Here is a 21,925-nt window from a genome sequence, read left to right as displayed (position 1 = left end):
GAAATTAATTCAGATAACCTGTATTTGATTCCATTTACAAAAGAAGTAAAAGAAGAGCTGGGGACAATACTGCCGACAAACATAGCTTTTATAGGTGCAGCAGCAGAGCTGACAGACATAGCAGAACTGGATGTATACAAAAAAGCAATTAAGGGAAGAATTCCCAAAGGAACAGAAGAAGTAAATATGAAGGCTTTTGAATTAGGTATGGAGCTTGCCAAAAAGGTCAAAAAGTGATTAAATAGGCTTGACAAAAGAATAAAAGTATTGTAAACTATCACCTGTGAGTGTTAAGTAAATAAACTTTACAGGTGATTTTTTTGTTAAACAAAACATTAAAGATAAGTATGTTATTTGATTTTTATGGAAATCTCTTGACCAAAAAACAGCAGAGTATAGTTGAAAGCTATTTTTATAATGATCTTTCTCTGGCTGAAATAGCGGAAAATATTGGTATAAGCAGACAAGGAGTTTATGACCATCTGCAGAGAAGTGAAAAGAGTTTAGAAGAATATGAAGAAAAACTTGGTTTAGTAAAAAAATATAAAGATTTAAGGAATAATATTAATCAGCTGGAAGAAATTTTGAGAAATGATGAGATGTTAAATAATAATAATAGAGAAGAAGTTATGGACAAATTAGAATATATAAAATCGATCCTCTAAAGGAGGTAAATTATGATTTTTTCAAGTCTAGCAGAAAAACTGCAGGATACCCTCGCCAAATTGAGGGGTAAAGGGAAATTAAGTGAAGATGATGTAAAAGCTGCTCTAAAAGAAGTTAAAATGGCACTTTTAGAAGCTGATGTAAATTACAAAATTGTAAAAGATTTTGTCAAAAAAATTGAAGAACGTGCAGTAGGAAAAGAAGTAATGGAAAGTTTAACTCCTGCCCAGCAGGTTATCAAAATTGTGAATGAAGAACTGCAGAATCTGATGGGGGGAACTCAATCAGAATTAAATATTTCATCAAAACCGCCAACAATAATTATGATGGTGGGACTGCAGGGCTCTGGTAAAACAACCAGTGCCGGTAAACTAGCACGAATACTGTCCAATAAGGGTAAACAGCCTCTGCTTGCAGCAGCCGATGTGTATAGACCTGCAGCGATAAGACAGCTTCAGGTACTGGGTGAAAGGCTGGATATTCCGGTCTTCAGCATGGGAGATAAAAAAGATCCTGTTGATATAGCAAAAGGTAGTTTAAGTTATGCCTCTTCCCACAACTGTGATACCATAATCCTCGATACAGCAGGTAGACTTCATATTGATGAAGAAATGATGGAAGAGTTAAAATTAGTTAAAACTGCTGTTGAACCCGATGAAATTCTTTTAGTTGTTGATGCGATGACAGGTCAGGATGCTGTCAATGTAGCAGACAACTTTGATAAAAAGCTCAATATAGATGGAATTGTGCTCACAAAAACTGATGGTGATGCACGTGGTGGTGCTGCACTTTCAATTAAAGCAGTTACCGGTAAACCGATTAAATTTGTTGGTACAGGTGAAAAACTTGCTGATTTAGAACAGTTTCATCCGGACAGGATGGCATCTCGAATACTGGGAATGGGAGATGTTTTAAGCCTTATTGAAAAGGCCGAGAAAAGTATTGATAAAAAGAAAGCTGCAGAGTTGGAAGAAAAACTGAGAAAAAATGAATTTACCCTGGAAGATTTTCTTGATCAAATGGATCAAGTAAGGAATATGGGACCTATGGATCAGCTGCTTGGAATGATGCCCGGTATGAGTGGTTCAAAACAGCTTAAAAATATGCAGGTTGATGAAAAACAGCTTGATCATATAGAAGCCATAATTAATTCCATGACACCAGAAGAAAGAAGAAATCCATCAGTTATCAATGGCAGCAGAAGAAAGAGAATAGCTCAGGGAAGTGGAACGAATATTCAGGAAGTTAATAGACTTTTGAAACAGTTTAAACAGACCAAAAAAATGATGAAGCAGTTAAACAGCGGTAAATTAGGCAAAGGTGGCTTTAAAATGCCGTTCTTTGGTTAAGTATATTATTAAAATGAGGGTGAGTGCGACGGGCTCGATGCCCTAGTACTAACCTGACAATGCGTTATAAAATGAGAGTGAGTGCGACGGGCTCGATGCCCTAGTACTAACCTGACAATGCGTTATAAAATGAGAGGTTAGTGAAAGGAGGTGTTTTTTATGGCAGTTAAGATTCGTTTAAAAAGAATGGGAAGTAAAAGAAATGCTTCTTATAGATTGGTAGTTTCTGATTCAAGAAGAACTCCAAAAGGGCCATTTGTAGAAGAACTTGGATTTTATGATCCTACAACTGAACCAGCTTCTTATAAAATTGATGAAGAAAAAGCATTAAAGTGGTTAAACAATGGTGCTAAACCATCACATACAGTAAAAAGTTTGCTGAAACAATCAGGAATTATGGAAAAATTTCATAATAATTAACAAAAGGAGGAAAACTCCATGAAAGAACTGGTAGAGTTTATAGCAAAATCAATAGTAGACGAACCGGAAGCGGTTCATGTAAATCAGGTTGAAGGCGAAAAATCAATAATTTTAGAATTATCTGTAGCTGATAATGATATGGGTAAGGTTATTGGTAAAAGAGGTAGAATTGCAAACGCAATTAGAACTGTTGTTAAAGCAGCAGCAACTAAGGAAGGTAAAAAAGTAATAGTTGATATTCAATAAATTTCAGGCTGGTGATTAAACTGAACAATGAATACACTACAGTCGGACAAATAACCAGATTTCAGGGGAATAAAGGTGAAGTGAGGGTGAAACCGCTAACTGACATTCCTGAAAGGTTTTTTGAACTTGATAAAGTATATCTAAAAAATAAAAAAGATATTATTGAAATGCAGATAGAGTATATTAGATTTCATAAACAGTTTGTAATAATAAAATTTAAATCTGTAAATTCGATTTCAGATGCGGAAAAATACAAAAATTTTGAGGTACTGATTCCTGAAGCTGAAAAAATGATTTTACCTGAAGATCACTATTATGTAGACAGTTTGATTAATATGGAAGTTTATTTACAAGATGGAAGTTATTTGGGTATTTTAACTGATATTATTGATACTGCAGGAACCGATATATTTTTAATTAAAGGTAAAATTAAAGATTTTATGATTCCAGCTAGTAAAGAGATGATACTTGACATAAACTTCAAAAAAAATATAATGATTGTTGAACCGATAACAGGTTTATTGGATCTATAGGGGTTGAAATTATGTTTTTCGAGATATTGACACTTTTTCCAGGAATGTTTAAGGGACCACTTACAGAAAGTATTTTAAAAAGAGCTCAGGAAAATAGTATAATAGACATTAAAACAATAAATATTAGAGATTTTGCTGAAGATAAACATAATACGGCTGATGAACCACCTTATGGTGGTGGAGCTGGAATGGTTTTAAAACCTCAACCTATCTATAAAGCCTGGCAGTTTGCATCGAAAAAAAGAGAGCAAACAGCTAAAACAATTCTCATGAGCCCACAGGGGAAAAAATTGGATCAAAATCTGGTTAAAAAATTAAGTCAGAATGAAGGTTTAATAATTATATGTGGGCGTTATGAAGGTGTTGATGAAAGAATTAGGCAAACTATTGTTGATGAAGAAATATCTATCGGTGATTTTGTCTTAACAGGTGGAGAACTGCCTGCAATGGTTTTGATAGATGCTGTTTCTAGAATGGTTAGCGGTGTTCTTGGTGATGAGAATTCATCTTTAAAAGACTCGTTTTATAAAGGACTGCTTGAACATCCACACTATACCAGACCACGTGAATTTAGAGGGATGCAGGTTCCGGATGTGCTTTTAAGCGGCAATCATAAAATGATAGAGGACTGGCGCAGAAGGGAATCACTGAAGCGAACACTTATCAGAAGACCAGATTTGTTAAAAAAGAAGGAACTGAATCCTGAAGATTTAAAAATAATTGAAGAATTAAAGAAAGAATTAAAGGGTGAAATTAATGAAAACAATTGATGCAGATATTTTTCTTGGACTGCTGCACTATCCAATATATAACAAACTTGGCGACAAAATAACAACTACAATAACTAATTATGATCTGCATGATATTGCCAGAGCTGCAAGGACCTATGATATTAATAAATACTATGTTATCAATCATCTTAAATCACAGCAGCAGCTTGTTGAAAGAATGAAAGGCTATTGGACCAGTGGACGAGGAGCAGATTACTGCTATAATCGTCATGAAGCATTTTCTGTTTTGGAAATAGCTTCAACACTGGATGAAGTAAAAGAAAGTATAAAAAATAAAACTGAAAAAGATGCCGTTTTGATTGCAACAGATGCTAAAAAATTTGAGAACTCGGTCTCATACAGCAATATGAGAGAAATTTTTGCAGAAGATGACAGACCTTTTCTTATTATTTTTGGAACAGGCTATGGCCTTACTGAAGAAACTTTAGAACAGTGTGATTACATACTTGACCCTGTGATTGGTAGAGGGGATTTTAATCATTTATCTGTTCGAAGTGCTGTATCGATAATACTTGATCGTCTTTTAGCTTCACCCTGGTGGACAAAATAGTTATTTGGGAAGGAGGTTTACAATGAATATTATCAACGAAATCGAAAAAGAACAAATGCGTGATGATATACCGGTATTTGCACCTGGTGATACACTCCGCCTGATGGTTAAAGTTGTAGAAGGTGGTAAAGAAAGGCTTCAAAACTATACAGGTGTGGTAGTAAAAAGAAATGGTGGGGGACTTAACGAAACTTTCACTGTTCGAAAGATATCAAAAGGTATTGGAGTTGAGAGAACTTTTCCACTTCATTCCAATAAATTAGCAAAAATAGAAGTAGTTAGTCGTGGAGATGTCAGAAGATCTCGTCTGTATTACCTGCGCTCAAGAAGAGGTAAAGCTTCTAGAATTAAAGAAAAAAGAGACTAAATTTAAAGGGTGGGGAGGTTTTATCCTGCACCCTTTTTTAATGTGAGGTTAATAAATTATGATACAGTGGTATCCAGGACATATGGCAAAAGCAAAAAGAATACTAAAAAAAGATTTAAGCCTAGTTGACTTAGTAATTGAAACAATTGATGCTAGAATTCCAAAAAGCAGTAAAAATCCTGATTTGAATGAGATCATAAAGAATCAGAATAAGATAGTTGTTTTAAATAAAATGGATCTGGCTGATGATAATTTAAATAAAAACTGGATTGAGCACATCAATAAAGAGACAGATGCTGTACTGATCAATTCTATCACGGGAGAGGGAGCTTCCAGATTAAAAAGTCTTTTAAATAATAAATATGATATAATCAGCAAGAAACTTTCTCAAAAAGGGAGAAAAGCCAGACAAATCAGAGCCATGATAATTGGTGTTCCTAATGTTGGAAAATCTGCTCTGATAAATATTCTGGCTGGCAGTAAAATTGTAACTATTGGTGATAAGCCTGGAATAACAAGAGGCAGGCAGTGGATAAATATTGATAAAAAGGTTAAGCTGCTCGATACACCAGGAATTTTATGGCCAAAATTTTCTGACGAGGATACTGCATATAAACTTGCAGTTACCGGTGCGGTAGATAATGATATTTTTGATTTCGAACTTGCATCATATAAATTAATTAAGTTTATTCGTGATATTAATGCTGATTTTTTAAAGGAATTTTATAATATTGATTTTGGCCAGGAACATCCCTATGATATTTTACCTATGATTGCCAAAAAAAGAGGCTGTATTATGAGTGGTGGAAAAGTTGACAGGAATCGTGCTTCTCAGCTGCTTATTAATGATTTTCGAAGGGGAAAACTGGGAAAAATTACACTGGAAAAACCAGGAGATGATTCAGATGATTTATCAGTATCCTGATTTTGAGAAAATGACAATTAAAGAAATAAAGCAGTATCTGAAGACTAAAGAACCAGCAGAAAATTTAATTCAAAAACTTGCCAATGATTCAAGAACAGGTGTTGTTAAAATTTCACAGCAGCTTACAAAAAAACTGCAGAAAAGAAAAAAAATTATAGAAAGGTGGCATATAAATAATAAATATGAAGATAATCTAAGAAATATAGGCTATAAATTTATAGCTGGTATTGATGAAGCCGGCAGAGGCCCTCTGGCCGGTCCGGTTGTAGCTGCTGCAGTAATACTAGACTCTGCTAAACCAATCTATGGTCTTGATGATTCAAAAAAAATATCAGTTAAGGAGAGAAATAGACTTTTTGCTGAAATTAATAAAAAAGCAGCTGTAGGTATAGGAAAAGCAGATAATCAGGAGATTGATAAATTCAATATTCTTAATGCAACATTTTTGGCAATGAAGAGGGCTTTGAATAATATTAATCTAGATGTTGAATATGTTCTGGTAGATGGAAATACAGGCATTCCAGATTTAGAAATAGAGCAAAAAACTGTAGTTGATGGTGATAAAAAAATAAATGCTATTTCTGCTGCTTCAATTATTGCAAAAGTTACAAGAGATAAAATAATATTTGACTATGCAGATCAATACCCGGAATATAATTTTAAATCTAATAAAGGTTATGGTACTGCAGAACATATTGAAGCTTTAAAAAAGTATGGCTCCTCACCAATTCACCGCAAATCATTTGGTAGAGTTCCAGAATAATATTTATAATTTATATTTTGATTTAAGCTCATTTTTAAGCTTTATTTTGAAAAAGTTTATAAGCTCCAGCATAAGTTTAGGAAGGAGATAAGATATGGAAACAAAAAAAATAGCAAGAGGGGCAGCAATAGCAGCACTTTATGTTATTATAACATATTTATTGACGCCCATTAGTTTTGGCCCTGTTCAATTTCGTGCTGCAGAAGCTCTAACTCTTCTGCCGATGATATTTCCAGAAGCAGTACCTGCTCTATTTTTGGGAGTTTTGCTAGCCAATATACTGGGAGGGCTTGGAATTGTTGATATTGTAGGAGGTTCTTTAGTAACTTTAATTGCTGCCTATATAACATACAAATTTAAGAACAGTATTACTGCATATCTGAGTCCAATTATATTTAATGCTTTTCTTATAAGTTTATATCTATATAAAATTTATGGAATACCATATTGGTTAAATGTAATTCAGATTGGTTTAAGCGAAGCTGCTGTAATTGCCATACTTGGTTATCCTATGATCAAATTTTTAAAGAAGCATTTCTGATTTTTCAGCATACCAGCGGAGATTAACTGCTTCCAGAAGATCATTACTTTTAATATTTTTGTTTTTATTTAAATCTGCAGTAGTTCTTGCCACTCTTAAAAGTCTTATATAACCCCTCATACTCAGCTGTAAATTTTCTACAGCCTGTTTTAGTATATTTTCTGCATCACTGTCAAGTGGACAGAATTTTTCTATATTTTCTATACTCAACTGACTGTTATAGCTAATATTCAGATCTTTATATCGATCTTTTTGAGCTAATACAGCCTGTTCAATTTTTTTTAGATAATTGTACTGCTGCTCTGTATTTTTTTTTAAAATATCATCACTTTTTAACGGCAGAAGTTCTATCTGCAGATCAATTCTGTCTTTAAGTGCTCCTGATAATTTTTTTTGATATCTGGCAATATCTCGCTCTGAACAGCTGCATCTATTGTCATCCAGACCAGCATATCCGCAGGGGCAGGGATTCATAGCAGTAATAAGCTGAAAATCTGCTGGAAAAATAAAACTTGCCTGCTGACGAACTATTTTTATTTTTTTATTTTCCAGTGGTTCACGCAAATTGGACAATACTTTATTTTTAAATTCCGGAAGTTCATCCAGAAATAATACACCTTTATGAGCAAGAGATATTTCTCCGGGCACAGGTATTTTCCCACCACCTATTAAACCAGCAGATGTAATAGAATGATGGGGAGCAACAAATGGACGATACCTGTTATTTATATCCAGATCTCTTAGTTTATCTTTAATACTGTAAATTGAAGCAACTTCTATAAGTTCTTCTTTATTAAGAAGCGGCAGCAGTTTAACTATTGAATGTGCCAGCATTGTTTTGCCACAGCCTGGTGGTCCTACTAAAAGCAGATTGTGTCTTCCAGCTGCTGCAATCATTACAGCCTTTTTGGCAGTTTTCTGACCTCTTATACTATTTATATCAGGTATTTTATTTCTGTTTAGTCTTAATGTATTATTTTTTATTTTAGTTTTACTGCCCTTTATATTGTTGAGATTATCAATTTCTTTGAGATTTTGCAAAAAAGTAATTTCAGTATTTTGAACTAAATTACATTCTGCAGCATTTTCTAAAGGTATTACAGCTTTTTTGATACCCTTATTTTTTGCTTCCAGGAGCATCGGCAGTATTCCCTTTACCCGATTAATATCACCATTTAAAGTAAGTTCACCTGCAAATAAGTATTTACTTTTATTTTTTATATTGATCTGTTTGGAGCAGATAAGGAGACATACTGCTATAGCAAGATCAAAATGAGATCCATATTTCTGTACATCACCAGGAGCAAGATTTACCGTAATTTTTTTCATCGGCCAGTGAAAACCGGAATTTACTACCGCTGAACGTACTCTTTTTGCTGATTCCCGCACTGTTTTTCCAGCTAATCCCACTATACTGAAGCCGGGAAGTCCATTGGAAATATCTATTTCCACCCTAACTATTTCCGCTCTGATTCCACTAATAACTGCAGAATAAAGATCAGCATACATTTATATCAACTCCTCATAAATTATGTCTTTAAGATATTTAAAGAAAGTTATTTTCTTATTTTCAATATTAATTTTTATCAGTATAAGATCAAATGAAAAACTCTGATTATCATGATAATTACTGATAAAATAAAGAGCTGAATTTTTAAGCCTTTTAATTTGATTGTAATGCAGAATTTCTTCAAGAGAAGATTTATAATTTGAACTTCTCGTTTTAACTTCAATAAAACGTATAACATTATTTTCTAAAGCTATTATATCTATTTCTCCAAATTTATTTTTATAATTTCTTTCAATAATTTTAAAATTATTTTTTATTAAATATTGAACTGCAATATCTTCACCCAACCTGCCAATTTTATTATGTAAAGCCATATTAACACCCCTTTTTGTTCCTATATATTATATTTATGTAAATTATTGTAAAATCCTTCTTTTAATTTATTTTATTTTTATGCAGGAAATATAAATTTTATAACGAATAAAATAATAAAAGGAAATATGTTTTCTTTTTAGGTGCTTCTTTTAAAGAAGATAATAGGGAATCAGGTGAAATTCCTGAACGGGTCCGCCACTGTAATCAGCTGACTGTCTTAAATAACCACTCAGCAATGGGGAAGGTAAAGACAGTGAAACTGTAAGTCAGGAAACCTGCCTGAAGAGCAAAACAGCCATCTTCGAGACAAGGTTGGTTGTTGTCTATATCTCTTAGACACCGCCATTACCTGGGCGGTTTTTTTTGTTTATGGTATTTATAGGCACTGTCTTTGATGGCTGTAACCAAAAAACAGGAGGAATAAAAATTATGAAGAAATTAGTTCTAGTTGTGGTTACAGCAGTTTTATTATCACTTTTAGCTGTTATTACGGTAAATGCTGCTGAGGAAGAAGTTATTAATCTAAAAGAGGTTGTTGTTACTGCCAGTAAATATGAAGAAGATATTATGGAGACTGCTGTCAGTATTGAGGTGATTGATGAACAGGAAATTGAAGAATCTGCAGCAAATAATGTTGCAGAACTGCTGCAGAGCACAGGAAGCATACATATTAAAGATAAAGGTGGGGTTGTTGGACAAAAAGATGTCATAATCCGAGGAATGCGCGGCAGACAGATTTTGATACTTATTGATGGACAGCCATATAATAATCCAAATGACGGCAGTCTTCGGCTGGAATCAATTCCGGTTGAATTTATAAAAAAAATTGAGGTATTAAAATCCCCTTCTTCAGCTGTTTATGGAGCAAATGCTATGGGAGGTGTAATTAATATAATTACTAAAGATGCGGATGATTTTAAAAAAACAAATCTAAAATTAGAAGCCGGCTCTTTTGATACACAAAAATACAGTATATCTCACAGCTTTTCCGGTGATAACAGCAGTTTAACTTTAATTTATGACAAATTACTATCAGATGGTCATAGAGATAACAGTTCTTTAGATAGAGAAGATTTATTTTTGAAATATAATTATAATATAAGTAATTATAGTGATATTACACTTTCATTCAAAAATAATGATAGTGAAACTGATTATCCTGGCCAGGATGCTGATTATTTACCAGAAGGATTTTTAGCAGCATCAAGTGGATCCCGTGAAGATAATGACCAAAATGTAAATTTAACTTTCAATCAAAAGTTGGAAAATAAAGATAGAAAAATATCAATTTATAATAATGATAGAGAATTAACAGACCTCAGCTGGGATACAGTAACTGATATTTCTAAAAAAGGAATTTCAATTAACGAAACTTATTATTTAAAAAACCACACTTTAAGCTGTGGGCTGGATTTAACAGAAAACAAAGTAAAAAAAGATGCTAAATCTAGTGACTATGAAGAGAAAAATAACAATAAAGCTATTTTCATACAGGATAAAATGTATTATAAAGACAAGACTATATTTAATATAGGCGGCCGCTATGATGATCATGAAGTATATGGTTCAGAATTTAGTCCCAGACTGGGGATTGTTTATAAAATTTCTGATCAGCTTAGTTTTAATGCAAATGCTGCTGAATCGTTTAGAGCTCCCACATTTGTAGATCTTTATTATCCAGGTTTTTCCAATCCAGATTTAGAACCTGAAAAAGCAGAATCACTTGATATTGGATTTAAACATCAAACTCAAAAATCCAAAAAAGAGCTAACATTTTTCAATAGAAATGTAGAAAAAATGATTTTACTGGATGGTTCCTATATACCGCAAAATATTGATTCAGATGTTGAAATGAATGGATTTGAAATTCTTTATTCAAGAAAAATAAATGATAAATTTGATTTTGATGTTAATTATACTTATTTAGATACCAAAGAAGAAAATTCCAGTGAACAGATTGGGGATATGCCCTATCATACTTTAAATATGGATATGACATATCAGATGAGCAGTATTAAATTTATCCTTAATAATCGCTATACAGGTGAAAGAACAGATTACAATTCTAAAGAAGATATGCCATCACATTTTGTTTCAGATTTAAAAATAATAAAAAATATCAATGAAGATAATAAACTTTCACTTTCAATTAATAATATTTTTGATGAAGAATATGAAGTTGTTGATGGTTATCCTATGCCTGAAAGAAACTATATGCTTACTTTAAGCACCAAGTTTTAAATAAAAACTATTTAATTGAAAGTTAAACAAAAGAAGAGGTGATGAATGATGAACAAATATAATAAATTAGCAAAAATATTAAGCTTGATTCTGTCATTATCTCTTCTTGTTTTTTTAGAGCTTTCGCCTTTTGAAATCCTGGCAGGAAATAAGCCTGTCAAAGATAAAAAAGAAGTTGAAATTAATATAGAATTTCAGATTAAAAAAAGTGAGCGTTCATTAGAATCTTCATTAGATGGCAAAAAGAACAGTGAACAGAATAAAATTGAAAACAACAATCTAATTGGAGAAAAAAAATCATTAAAAAATGATATAGTAGAGAGTTTACTAACTGAAGAAAATAATATCGAAGATAAAAAAACAGCTTTAGAAAATAATAGCCAACATGTAGTTGAAAAAAAAACTGCAGATAAGAAAGATAAAGTGTTAAATAAGAAAACAGAGGAAAATAAAGAAAAAAACAAAGAAAAAAATATCGATACACAAAAACCTGAACCAGCCGATAAACCAGCCTGGCTTAATGAGTTAGAAAAAGAAAAAAATAATAATGACAAAAATGCAGAGGATAAAACTGATATCAATAAAGAAAATGAAAAATTTGATTTAGATAAATTTATTTCAGATTTAAAAAAAGAGGAAGTTTCTGAAAAAAATAATAAAAAATCCAAAACAGCTGCTGAAAATAACAGCAGTATGGACAATAAAAAAAAGTCATTAGAAAAAAGCAATAATGGAGAACAGAAAATAAAACCCAAAAATAATAGCCATATTAATAAACAAAAAAATAGTAAATATATTCAGGCTAAAGATAACAGTAATAAGAATACCAGCTCAAATAAAGTCTATGATTTAACTGGTGAAAATAACAAAAATATTGAAAAACCTGTGATTGCCGGATACAGCCGACCAAACTATCCCGAAAATCTCCGCAGAAGAAACATAGAAGGTACGGTACTTCTGCAGTTAATAATTGATAAAAATGGCAGCACAAAAAATATAGAAATCTATGAGAGTTCTGGTTATGAAAGTTTTGATAAGGCAGCATTAAAATCTGTTTCTAGCTGGGATTTTAAACCTGCTGTATTGAATGGGGAAAAAATAAGTGTTAAAATTATTTTACCATTAAAATTTGAACTCACAGATTAATTGGGAGGAATATTTATGATTTCAGAATTTATTGCAAAAGCCGGGCCAGTTTCATATCCATTACTGATCTCAGCTTTTTTAACAATATTTATATTAATAGAAAGAACTATAATTTTCTTGATCAACTACAAAAGAATTGACAAAGAAAAATATCTCAAACATATAAAAAATTATGCAGCTGGTAAATATAAAAATGACAACATTATTAACAAAAAAAGTGGCTCAGCTTCAAAAATATATAATTCTGTTTTCCAAAAATCCCCTCATAATAGAAAAGAATTTAATCTACTGATGGATAGTGCAGAACTTGACTATCTGCCTCTATTAGAAAGGGGACTGGGGCTTCTAAATTTTATTGGTCAGGCTTCACCAACTTTAGGTCTGTTAGGTACTGTAACAGGAATGATAAAAACTTTTCAGGTTTTAGGACTGGGAGGCAGTCCTGAACAGATGGCTGTTGGTATATCGGAAGCACTGCTGACCACTGCAGCAGGATTACTTATTTCTTTACCTGCAGTTGGTGGATACCATTTTTTTTATGGAAAGCTCGAAAAAATGATTACCCAGCTGGAAAATTTGCGGATAGAAACAGAAATTATGCTTTTTAATGGAAATACTGAGGGTGATAAAAAAGATGAAGTATAAACCATCTAAAAAGAGAAGTGGAAGCAATCTTGCTCCAATGATAGATATAGTTTTTCTGTTATTAATTTTTTTTCTTGTCTCTTCAACTCTGCAGGGAGAAGAAGCAGTATACAATATCAATCTGCCGGACAGTAATATTGGTGAACAGCAGGAACAGCAGATAATTAAATTATTTTTAACGGCAGATAATAAAATTATTTTTCAGAATAAAGAATTTACCGGTGAAGAATTAGAAAATTTTTTAAGAAATTCAATTCAAGTAAATAAAGAAAAAACAGTAAAAATATATGCTGATAAAAAAACTGACTTTCAATATATAGTTTCTCTGATTGAAAATTTAAAAGAAAGCGATTTTAATAAAATAAGTTTTACTGTTAGAGAAAAAAGATGAGGAGATATCCTCATCTTTTTGTCGATAAATCGGTATATAATAACAGTATATTTAGTTCTATTAGCTTTTAAAAAGGAGTTTCCCATTTTTAAATTATGTTGTAAAAAAGAGATTTCATCATGAATAAAATTTTAAAAACTGTTTTTTGCTAATTTCTAAAATTTAAAATATATTATTTATTTTAATATCAATAAAGGAATTAAAACAATTTTTAAGAATTATATAATAAGAGAGAATAAGATATGATTTGTAGTAGGAGGCAGATATGGAATATTTGATGCTGGAAAATTTACATGATTTACAGTACTGGTTAATGCTTAATCATAAAAGTCACAAATTAATATATGTTATAGGACTGCTGATGTTGTTTGCTTATATAATACGTACTATTACTGAAAATTTTAGAATTCCAAGTGTAGTTGGGTATATAGTTTTGGGAACAGTCTGCAGTATTAGTGTTGTAAAACAGCTTCCTTTTTTGTCAAAGGAATTTGTTGCCTGGTATGATTATCTATTAAATACCTTTAATTTTATAACTGTTCTTGCTGTTTCATTTATTTCTTTTTCAATAGGTACTTCACTTTCCTTTAAGGTTCTTAGGCGTCTGGAATTAGAATTTACTGCAATTGTACTTTTAGAATTAATTGGAGCCTTTGTCCTAGTTTCTGGAGCTATGCTGGCTATTGGGCAGCCGCTTTTTGTAGCTATTTTACTTGGAACAATTGCAACAGCAACTGCACCAGCAGCTACAGTAATGGTTCTGAGAGATTTCAGTCTGCAGGGAGAATTATCAGCAACACTGATGGTTGTATTAGCACTTGATGAAGCACTTGCTTTAATTATATTTACATTTATGGAACCTTTTGCACTTACAACAGCAACTCCTGGAGAAAAAATAGGTTTTATTAGTATATTTATTTTACCATTATTTAAAATATTGAGTGCTATAATTATAGGAATCATAATAGGATATATTTCACAAAGAATGATGGCAAATTGTGCTTCAGAAAGCAGAAAAGTTCTGCTGATACTGGCAACTATTTTTGGTTCATCAGCTCTGGCAGTGTTCTTACATATTTCACCACTCATAACAAATATATCAGTGGGATTTGCATACCGAAATTTTGCAGTAAAAAGACTGGAAATATCAGAAAAAATTGATATACTTACTGTACCGTTATTTGCTGCTTTCTTTATTTTAGCAGGTACAAAAATACAGATAAGCAATTTACTCAACTTGAAATTCTTAATCATTGCTGTAATCTATACAGCAGCAAGAATCACAGGAAAACTAGGAGGCTCATATCTTGGAGCTAAAGTTTCATCTGCACCGCCTGAAGTGCAGAAGTATTTAGGATTTGGTCTGCTTCCTCAAATTGGTGTTGCCATTGACCTGGCATTTATTATACAGAGAGATTTTATTCATCTTCCTGGAGAGGCTTCTCAGGTTTCAATGCTTATTTTGAATATAATTCTATTCACTTCCTTTATAACTGAAATCATTGGCCCACTTACAACCGAATATGGATTAATTAAAGCAGGGGAAATTAAGAAGGTAAAGGCAAAATTTTAGAATAATAAAAACAGGAGGAATTTCAAATGAACAGAGGAACAGGTATGTTTTTAGTTTTTATTGCTTTGATACTATTGACTGCAGTAATTGTAAATGGATTATATTTTGATAATAGTGTATTTACCAGATCAAAAACTGATGAAATCAGTGATGCTGCCCTCAAAGAAAAGGCAGAATCTGTAGTAGTTAATTTAAATATCCGTGCAGAAAAAGATTTTGAGCCGGAAGCTGTAGAAGTTAAACTAGGAGTTGAGAGTAGAGATGTTAATTTGCAGTCTGCAGTTAGTGATAATAATGAAAAAATGACTTCATTATTGGAAATGCTGGAAAAAGAAACCCTTACAGAAATAGAAACAGAAGATTACAGAGTTTATCCAGTGAATAACTACAGTAATGATAATATAGAAAGAGAATATCAGGTTATAAATAGAATTTCTTTTAAAAGTGAAAATTTAGAAGAACTGCCTCTTATTTTAGGAAAAGCTCTTAATCAAGGAGCAAATAACTTATCTCAGATAAACTATCAGCTTAAAAATGAAGAGAGTGCTGTAAATGAAGTAACAGCACTGGCATTGGATAAACTGAATCAAAAAGCGGTATTTTTAAGAGATAAACTGGGTAAAAAGGAATATCAGATTAAAACTATCAATCTGGGAGGTCAGAATGTATACAGAGCAGAAAAGACATTAAATATGGACAGTACTTCCAGAGATGAAGCTGTTCCAGTACCAGTCAAAGGAGAGAAAGTAAAAATATCTGTCAGTCTTTCTGCAGAAATTTTGCTGAGATGATTTCTAGCAACAGATTTATTTTAATGATTAACATGTTAAAAAAATAAAAATATATTAAAATCACTTATGGAGAAGGAATTTAGCTGCCTTCTCCATATCATTTTTAGAAGCAACTAAAAAAACCTGATTACCTGAATATATCTGTTTACTGCCGCGGGGTACTATAAATTTATCTTCTTTTTTATCAAAAATTCCTGCGATAACACAGTTAACCGGGAAGTTTTTTTGACTTACAATATCCGAAATCTGCATTCCAGAAATTTGGGAATTGTCGGGTATTGTTAAAATAGAGACTTCTGCTTTACCTTCACCAAGAGAAGCAACTTTGCGTACATCTGGCTTTTCTATATCTAAAATAAATTTTTCTACGATTAATTCCATGGTTGCTGCAATATTCGTTGCTCCTGCCATCTGATAGGCATTTTCATATTCCGGCTCACGCATTCTCACCATTATTTTATCTACACCAAAATTTTTTGCCAGCAGGCTGAAGGAAAGATTATCAGCATCATCACGCATTACTCCAATTGCTATATCACATTTTTGAATTCCTGCTTCTTTAAGTACATCAATTCTGGTAGCATTTCCAAGTACAGAAACAGCCCCATATCTGCTGTAAATTTTTTCTGCAACACTTTGTTCTTTTTCAATCACAATAACATCATGTTTTTTTACAAGATTTTTAGTTAAATTACTTCCAGCAATTCCTCCACCAGCAATTATAATATACAATATAAACTCCTCCTTTATGCTTTCCAGGCTTTTCTAGAAAGCAATATTATTATAGGGAATATTTCAAGTCTTCCAGCCAGCATTCCAATTATATATGTAAACTTAATTACAGGAGACAGAGAGGCCATTTTGGGAACAGAAAAGAAAAACGGACCTATATTACCTACAGCAGAAAACATACCCGAATAAGCCTGCCAGCCGTTTAAATCAGAGAAAATAGAAGTTATAAGACCTCCAATTAAAATAAAAATCAACCAGATCAAAAATATACCTGACACCTTATTAATTTCTTTACTGCTGATAATTTTTTTATCTATTGTTACAGGTAAAACTGCCCGTTCTGGTAAATATATTTTTTTAACCTCTCCTTTAAACAGTCTGGATAATATATTAATTCTCATAATTTTAAATCCACCTGCGGTTGATCCAACACAGCCTCCAATAAGCATAAATACAAGAAAAATTTGTCTGGAAGCTGCCGGGAAAAATTCCGAATTAATATTTTGAGTACCAAATCCTGTTGTTGTAATAATGGAAACAACCTGAAATAAAACCTTTCTAAATATTTCTTCTGCTGAAATTTCTGCAGCAGTATTTAATATTATTATTAATCCTGTTATAATAGATGTTGAATAAAAAATAATTTTAACAAAAGTTTTAAATTCTGTATTATTTATGACTTCTCTATAATTTCCTGTAAAAAGTCGAAAATGCAGTAAAAAGTTTACTCCACCTAAAAACATAAAGATTATAATGACATATTCTATTAAAATATAGTTTTGAAAACCTAATTGTGCAAAACTACCAATACTTTCATTATAAGCTGAAAAACCACCTGTAGATAGAGAGGTAAAGCTGTGTGTAAGTGCATCAAATGCACTCAGTCCAAGGGCCATTAGTATAAGAGTTTCTAAAAAAATAAATCCAAGATAAATAGACCAGAGTATTTTTACAGTTTTAAAAATATTAGGTACCGGTCTGGATACATTGATTTTGTGGCTTTCAGCACTAAACAGCTGCCAAATCTGTCCCTTAGATCTGGTTGATATAAGAAGAAAAAAGGTTAGAATACCCAACCCACCCAAAAGCTGCATTAGACTTCTCCAGAATAAAATTGATTTCGGCATTGTATCCAAATTAACAAAAACCGTTATACCAGTTGTTGTAAAACCACTGACTGCTTCAAAAAAAGCATCGATAAATGATTTGTTAAGGGCAATAATAAAAGGAATAGAACCAAGTAAAGATACAATAATCCAGCCCAAAGAGCATAGGAGCATTGCAGTTGTAAGGTCTATATATATTTTATCTTTATTAGTAGGAAGACGCATTAAAATTGAAGCAAAAAAAGAAATTAATGATGTATAATAAAATGATCGATAGATTTGATTTCCTTCATTAAGATAAAAAGATAAGATGAGGGGAATTATAATTATTATTCCTAAGATCAGACTCAGAGAACTTAAATAATAAAATATGGTATTGTATTTTTTATATCTGTACATATGGCACCACCTGTAAGTGATATATTTAAATTTCTAATATAATTATTCTAGAATAATTGTTTAGTTCCTTTAAGATTTTGGCAGGTGCAGGCAGGGAATAGAGATTAAATTTATTTAGTGAATATATAATTTTACAGAAATACCGATTGAAAATATATGATTAATTGAATACTGAAAGGAGATAACTTTTTATGAAAAGAAACATTTATTTAAAAAAGAGTGAAACAAAAAAATCGCTGCAGAAATGGCTTGCGAAATTTAAAAATTATAAATTAGATACAGAAAAAATACGAGTTACAGAAGCTGACGGAAGGGTTCTTTCTCAGGCAGTATATGCAGAAAGATCAGCTCCAAATTTTTATGCTTCTGCAATGGATGGAATTGCTGTTAATGCAGCTGATAGTTATGGAGCTGATGAAAGAAACCCTGTTACTTTAAAGAAAGATGATTTCACCTGGGTAGATACTGGAGATCCTGTACCGGATAAGTTTAATGCAGTGATAAAAATAGAAGAAATAAATAAAATTGATTCTGAAACTGTAATAATAGAAAAATCTATTTCTCCCTGGCAGAATATTCGTATGGTAGGTGAAAGTGTTATAAAAGATACGTTAATATCTCCGGTTAATACACAACTTAAATTTTATCATATAGGTGCATTTTTAGAAGCAGGAGTCGCAAAAATAAATGTTTATAAAAAATTAAAAATTGGAATTATTCCTACAGGTAGTGAGCTTGTAGATGCCGAACAAACTCCTCAGGTAGGACAGCTTGTCGATTTTAATTCTCAGATGATTAAAGTTATGGCCGAAAAATGGGGAGCAGATGTCAAGATTTCTGATATTATACCTGACAGAGAAGATAAGTTGAATAAAATTTTTGATGAGTATAATGAAAAATACGATCTAACTGTTATATTATCTGGTTCATCAGCAGGAAGTGAAGATTTCAGCAGAAAAGTTATAGAAAATAAAGGTGAAATATTAACTCATGGAATAGATATGATGCCGGGAAAACCACTTATTTTAGCTTCAGTTAATAAAAAACCTGTAATTGGACTACCGGGATACCCACTTTCAGCAATCTTTACATTCTATTATTTTGGCCAGAGCATAATAAAATATATTTGTACAAAAGAAAAAATTAATATAAAATTTAAAAACAGTATCACCCGTCGAAAAATTTCGTCTTCTGTTGGTAATAATGAATTAAAAAGAGTTCTGCTTCGTTATGAAGGAAATGACTTAATATCAATCCCCGGCAAAAGTGGTGCAGCTGCAATGGATTCTCTTATAAAATCTGATGGAATTGCCCTGATAAAAAGTAGTAAAGAAGGTATAGAAGCTGGAGGAAATCTTCCGGTGATACTTCTTAAATCAGAAGCGCAAATTAAAAACAGCCTTCTATTAGCTGGAAGTCATGACCTCACCCTGGATATTATAAAAAATGAATTTTCTTCAGGACACAGTGGTCTTGATTTTAAATATATTACATCAGGCAGTATGGGAGGATTAACTTCTCTAAAAAGAAGAGAAGCAGAAATTGCAGGGGCACATCTTCTGGATACAGAAACAGGGAGTTATAATGAAAGTTTTGTTAAAAAACTATTTAATAATGAAGAAATGGTAATAGTAAACCTTGTAAAAAGAGAACAGGGCTTAATGGTAGTAAAGGGTAATCCTAATAAAATTTCTGAACTGGAAGATATAATCAAAAAAGATCTCAATTATATCAACCGGCAGAAGGGTGCAGGAACAAGAGTTCTTCTCGATTATATTCTTGAACAAAAAAATATTAATAAAGAGAATCTTAATGGTTACAAAAGAGAAGTCTATACACATATAGCTGCGGCAGCAGCTGTAGCAAGTGGAGGTGCTGATGCTGCACTGGGAATTAAAGCAGCAGCCGATATTATGGGGTTAGATTTTATTCCAGTTAAAGAAGAAAGATATGATTTTGTTTTTCGTAAAAATAAAATAAATGATATAAAAATAGAAAAACTGCTGAATTTGATTAATTCTGATAAGTTTAAAAATAAAATATTAAAAATGGATGGATATAAAACAGATATAACTGGAGAAATAAAATATTTGTAAAAATAACTTGCATATGGAAATTATTACCTTTATAATGGTGTTAAAACATCAGTGGAGGGAATACTTGTGCATATTGATCAATCATTTTACCTGGTTATATTAAATGGGATCAGCGGATTTGGCCCCAAAACAATTAATTCGATTCTCAAACAAAATATTAAACTCCAGTATCTCTGGGAGATGGACAGCAGAGAACTGGAGCACACTGGTATAAAGGGAAGAAAAAAAAGAAAGCTTATTGAAACCAGAAAAAAACTGGACATAAATAAGATTTACAGAAGTTTTAAAAATAGAGAGTTTAACTATGTTACTATTATAGACGATAATTATCCACAGAAACTGCATCAAATTTATGACCCACCTCCTGTATTATTTTATAAAGGGAAAAATTTATTTGACCTTCCTTCTGCAGCAGTTGTGGGGTCGAGAAATTCAACAATATACGGCAGAAAAGTAACTTATAATATTGCCAGGAAACTGGCAGATAAAAATATTAATATTATTAGTGGAATGGCTAAAGGGATCGATTCGACTGCACACAGAGGTGCTTTAAAATCTGACTTTAAGAAAACAACTGCTGTTATGGGTGCTGGATTTGAATATATTTATCCTTCAGAAAATAAGATGCTGGCCCAGAAAATTAAACAAAACGGTATGCTTGTCAGTGAATTTAACCCAAATATTAGTCCTACTCCAGGTAACTTTCCCCGAAGAAATAGAATTATTAGCGGTCTGGCAGATATTGTGCTGGTTATGGAGGCAGGAGAAAAGAGCGGCTCACTAATTACAGTAAATTTTGCCTTAGAGCAGGGAAAGGATGTAATGGCTTTACCTGGGAATATTGATAGACCTACAAGCAGAGGTACTAATAAATTAATTAAGGATGGTGCTGCTGTTATCACATCAGTACAGGATGTGCTTGACCATTTAAATTTATATATACAAAAATATGATAAAAAGAAAGAAAACAGCAGAGATAAAAAGGACGATATTTATCCGGATTTAAATTATAATGAGAAAAAACTTCTACAGATTTTTCAGCATGAAGTAGAAATTAACTACAATCAAATTAAAAGTATAAGTGGTTTTGACAGTGATATACTGGATCGAACACTGGTAAGTTTGGAATTTAAGAATCTAATAATTCATAAAAAAGGAAAAAAATATATATATAAGGGTTTACAAAATCTATTAAAACCAATATAATATAATACTAGTTATAGATTTTAATTTAAAGAGGGAGGAAGAACAGCAGGTAATATTACCTGTAATAAAATGGATAAAAACTTAATTGAAATTATAAGCTTTTTAATTAAAAAAATACTGGATGATGAAGATATTTTTTTTAATCAAGATGAAATCATTGAAGAATTACAGTATCTTGGTTATGATATGGAAGATATAGATGAAGCATTTTCTTTTATTTTTGATAATTCTATACTTTTTGATGATAGTGATTTTTATTTTGACAGCAGTATGCAGAGTGGTTATAATAGAGTTTTTACAGAAACAGAAAAAATGTATTTTAACAGTATAGCTAAAGGGATTATTTTTAAATTAAACAATCTTAAGATTCTGTCCCCGGATGAATTAGAAATGCTGATTACAAAAATGATGCAGTCAGCAGTTTTTGAGTTCTTAGAAACAGATAGAATCTGGCAGTTAATAAATGAAGTTGTAGAAGAACCAGAAAAGTTAATTTATATTGCAGACAATATAAGTGAATTTAAAGATGGGAAACTTAACTATCAAATAGTAAACTAATGTTT

At 31.8% G+C, this 21,925-nt stretch carries 25 protein-coding genes and 1 riboswitch; of the genes, 21 read left to right on the top strand and 4 right to left on the bottom strand.

What is annotated here, in order from left to right:
- From DER71_RS01095 to DER71_RS01040, 12 genes are all read left to right on the top strand, one after another.
- A partial coding sequence (locus tag DER71_RS01095; RefSeq protein WP_199505629.1) for a 2-oxoacid:acceptor oxidoreductase family protein occupies window positions 1-237 on the top strand: 237 nt, incomplete at its 5' end.
- Window positions 238-320: 83 nt separating this feature from the next.
- The gene (gene ylxM, locus DER71_RS01090; RefSeq protein ID WP_114458894.1) at window positions 321-665 is read left to right on the top strand and encodes a YlxM family DNA-binding protein; all 345 of its coding nucleotides are present in this window, start codon (window positions 321-323) and stop codon (window positions 663-665) included.
- A gap of 12 nt (window positions 666-677) precedes the next feature.
- Window positions 678-2,015: a signal recognition particle protein gene (ffh, locus tag DER71_RS01085; RefSeq protein ID WP_114458895.1), complete on the top strand. Its 1,338-nt coding sequence runs from the start codon at window positions 678-680 to the stop codon at window positions 2,013-2,015.
- A 159-nt stretch (window positions 2,016-2,174) separates the two neighbouring features.
- Window positions 2,175-2,435 carry a 30S ribosomal protein S16 gene (rpsP, locus tag DER71_RS01080; RefSeq protein WP_114458896.1) on the top strand — a complete coding sequence of 87 codons (261 nt, stop codon included), beginning with the start codon at window positions 2,175-2,177 and terminating at the stop codon, window positions 2,433-2,435.
- Window positions 2,436-2,453: 18 nt separating this feature from the next.
- Window positions 2,454-2,681: a KH domain-containing protein gene (locus tag DER71_RS01075; protein ID WP_114458897.1), complete on the top strand. Its 228-nt coding sequence runs from the start codon at window positions 2,454-2,456 to the stop codon at window positions 2,679-2,681.
- An 11-nt stretch (window positions 2,682-2,692) separates the two neighbouring features.
- The gene (gene rimM / locus DER71_RS01070) at window positions 2,693-3,214 is read left to right on the top strand and encodes a ribosome maturation factor RimM (RefSeq protein WP_255416546.1); all 522 of its coding nucleotides are present in this window, start codon (window positions 2,693-2,695) and stop codon (window positions 3,212-3,214) included.
- Between the two features lie 8 nt (window positions 3,215-3,222).
- Window positions 3,223-3,984, top strand: coding sequence for a tRNA (guanosine(37)-N1)-methyltransferase TrmD (gene trmD / locus DER71_RS01065; RefSeq protein ID WP_369834972.1), 762 nt, complete (start codon window positions 3,223-3,225; stop codon window positions 3,982-3,984).
- Window positions 3,971-4,555: an RNA methyltransferase gene (locus DER71_RS01060; protein ID WP_114458899.1), complete on the top strand. Its 585-nt coding sequence runs from the start codon at window positions 3,971-3,973 to the stop codon at window positions 4,553-4,555. Before trmD ends, DER71_RS01060 begins: the two co-directional genes overlap by 14 nt.
- Window positions 4,556-4,577: 22 nt before the next feature.
- Complete coding sequence (rplS, locus tag DER71_RS01055; RefSeq protein ID WP_114458900.1) at window positions 4,578-4,922, top strand: 50S ribosomal protein L19; 345 nt, start codon at window positions 4,578-4,580, stop codon at window positions 4,920-4,922.
- A gap of 58 nt (window positions 4,923-4,980) precedes the next feature.
- The gene (gene ylqF / locus DER71_RS01050) at window positions 4,981-5,847 is read left to right on the top strand and encodes a ribosome biogenesis GTPase YlqF (RefSeq protein WP_114458901.1); all 867 of its coding nucleotides are present in this window, start codon (window positions 4,981-4,983) and stop codon (window positions 5,845-5,847) included.
- The gene (locus DER71_RS01045; RefSeq protein ID WP_114458902.1) at window positions 5,828-6,610 is read left to right on the top strand and encodes a ribonuclease HII; all 783 of its coding nucleotides are present in this window, start codon (window positions 5,828-5,830) and stop codon (window positions 6,608-6,610) included. Before ylqF ends, DER71_RS01045 begins: the two co-directional genes overlap by 20 nt.
- Before the next feature lie 94 nt (window positions 6,611-6,704).
- Window positions 6,705-7,151 (top strand): QueT transporter family protein, encoded by a 447-nt coding sequence (locus tag DER71_RS01040; RefSeq protein ID WP_114458903.1) that lies wholly within the window; start codon window positions 6,705-6,707, stop codon window positions 7,149-7,151.
- Here DER71_RS01040 and DER71_RS01035 read toward each other — a convergent pair.
- Together DER71_RS01035 and DER71_RS01030 are read right to left on the bottom strand one after the other, a co-directional pair.
- Window positions 7,134-8,660 carry a YifB family Mg chelatase-like AAA ATPase gene (locus tag DER71_RS01035; RefSeq protein ID WP_114474197.1) on the bottom strand — a complete coding sequence of 509 codons (1,527 nt, stop codon included), beginning with the start codon at window positions 8,658-8,660 and terminating at the stop codon, window positions 7,134-7,136. The two genes, DER71_RS01040 and DER71_RS01035, sit on opposite strands and share 18 nt — an antisense overlap.
- The gene (locus tag DER71_RS01030; protein WP_114458905.1) at window positions 8,661-9,035 is read right to left on the bottom strand and encodes a YraN family protein; all 375 of its coding nucleotides are present in this window, start codon (window positions 9,033-9,035) and stop codon (window positions 8,661-8,663) included.
- 122 nt (window positions 9,036-9,157) lie between these two features.
- Window positions 9,158-9,334: riboswitch (cobalamin riboswitch) on the top strand.
- Window positions 9,335-9,465: 131 nt separating this feature from the next.
- Between DER71_RS01030 and DER71_RS01025 the strand changes: the two genes are divergently transcribed.
- From DER71_RS01025 to DER71_RS01000, 6 genes are all read left to right on the top strand, one after another.
- Complete coding sequence (locus DER71_RS01025; RefSeq protein ID WP_158531767.1) at window positions 9,466-11,277, top strand: TonB-dependent siderophore receptor; 1,812 nt, start codon at window positions 9,466-9,468, stop codon at window positions 11,275-11,277.
- A 48-nt stretch (window positions 11,278-11,325) separates the two neighbouring features.
- The gene (locus DER71_RS01020) at window positions 11,326-12,423 is read left to right on the top strand and encodes an energy transducer TonB (protein ID WP_158531776.1); all 1,098 of its coding nucleotides are present in this window, start codon (window positions 11,326-11,328) and stop codon (window positions 12,421-12,423) included.
- Between the two features lie 15 nt (window positions 12,424-12,438).
- Complete coding sequence (locus tag DER71_RS01015) at window positions 12,439-13,068, top strand: MotA/TolQ/ExbB proton channel family protein (RefSeq protein ID WP_114458908.1); 630 nt, start codon at window positions 12,439-12,441, stop codon at window positions 13,066-13,068.
- Window positions 13,058-13,459 carry a biopolymer transporter ExbD gene (locus DER71_RS01010; protein ID WP_114458909.1) on the top strand — a complete coding sequence of 134 codons (402 nt, stop codon included), beginning with the start codon at window positions 13,058-13,060 and terminating at the stop codon, window positions 13,457-13,459. Before DER71_RS01015 ends, DER71_RS01010 begins: the two co-directional genes overlap by 11 nt.
- A 265-nt stretch (window positions 13,460-13,724) precedes the next feature.
- Complete coding sequence (locus DER71_RS01005) at window positions 13,725-15,032, top strand: cation:proton antiporter (protein ID WP_233487352.1); 1,308 nt, start codon at window positions 13,725-13,727, stop codon at window positions 15,030-15,032.
- A gap of 26 nt (window positions 15,033-15,058) precedes the next feature.
- Window positions 15,059-15,823, top strand: coding sequence for an SIMPL domain-containing protein (locus DER71_RS01000; RefSeq protein ID WP_114459021.1), 765 nt, complete (start codon window positions 15,059-15,061; stop codon window positions 15,821-15,823).
- Between the two features lie 60 nt (window positions 15,824-15,883).
- Here the strand turns inward: DER71_RS01000 and DER71_RS00995 are convergent, their stop codons facing one another.
- Together DER71_RS00995 and DER71_RS00990 are read right to left on the bottom strand one after the other, a co-directional pair.
- Window positions 15,884-16,555, bottom strand: coding sequence for a TrkA family potassium uptake protein (locus tag DER71_RS00995; protein ID WP_114459020.1), 672 nt, complete (start codon window positions 16,553-16,555; stop codon window positions 15,884-15,886).
- Window positions 16,556-16,569: 14 nt separating this feature from the next.
- Window positions 16,570-18,060: a TrkH family potassium uptake protein gene (locus tag DER71_RS00990; RefSeq protein ID WP_114474196.1), complete on the bottom strand. Its 1,491-nt coding sequence runs from the start codon at window positions 18,058-18,060 to the stop codon at window positions 16,570-16,572.
- Between the two features lie 191 nt (window positions 18,061-18,251).
- Between DER71_RS00990 and DER71_RS00985 the strand changes: the two genes are divergently transcribed.
- From DER71_RS00985 to DER71_RS00975, 3 genes are all read left to right on the top strand, one after another.
- A complete protein-coding gene (locus DER71_RS00985) occupies window positions 18,252-20,156 on the top strand; it encodes a molybdopterin biosynthesis protein (protein WP_114474195.1) in 1,905 nt (634 codons plus the stop codon).
- Window positions 20,157-20,222: 66 nt separating this feature from the next.
- On the top strand, window positions 20,223-21,362 hold the full coding sequence (gene dprA, locus DER71_RS00980) for a DNA-processing protein DprA (RefSeq protein ID WP_233486930.1): 1,140 nt from the start codon (window positions 20,223-20,225) through the stop codon (window positions 21,360-21,362).
- A gap of 69 nt (window positions 21,363-21,431) precedes the next feature.
- Window positions 21,432-21,920, top strand: a complete 489-nt coding sequence (locus DER71_RS00975) for a DUF494 family protein (protein WP_114457016.1) — start codon at window positions 21,432-21,434, stop codon at window positions 21,918-21,920.
- Window positions 21,921-21,925: the final 5 nt, after the last annotated feature.

It is taken from the genome of Halanaerobium sp. DL-01, assembly GCF_003338615.1.
In the GTDB taxonomy this organism is placed as follows: domain Bacteria; phylum Bacillota; class Halanaerobiia; order Halanaerobiales; family Halanaerobiaceae; genus QPJE01.
Note: the sequence above shows the minus strand (reverse complement) of the source record. Positions and strands in the feature narration are given on the sequence as shown.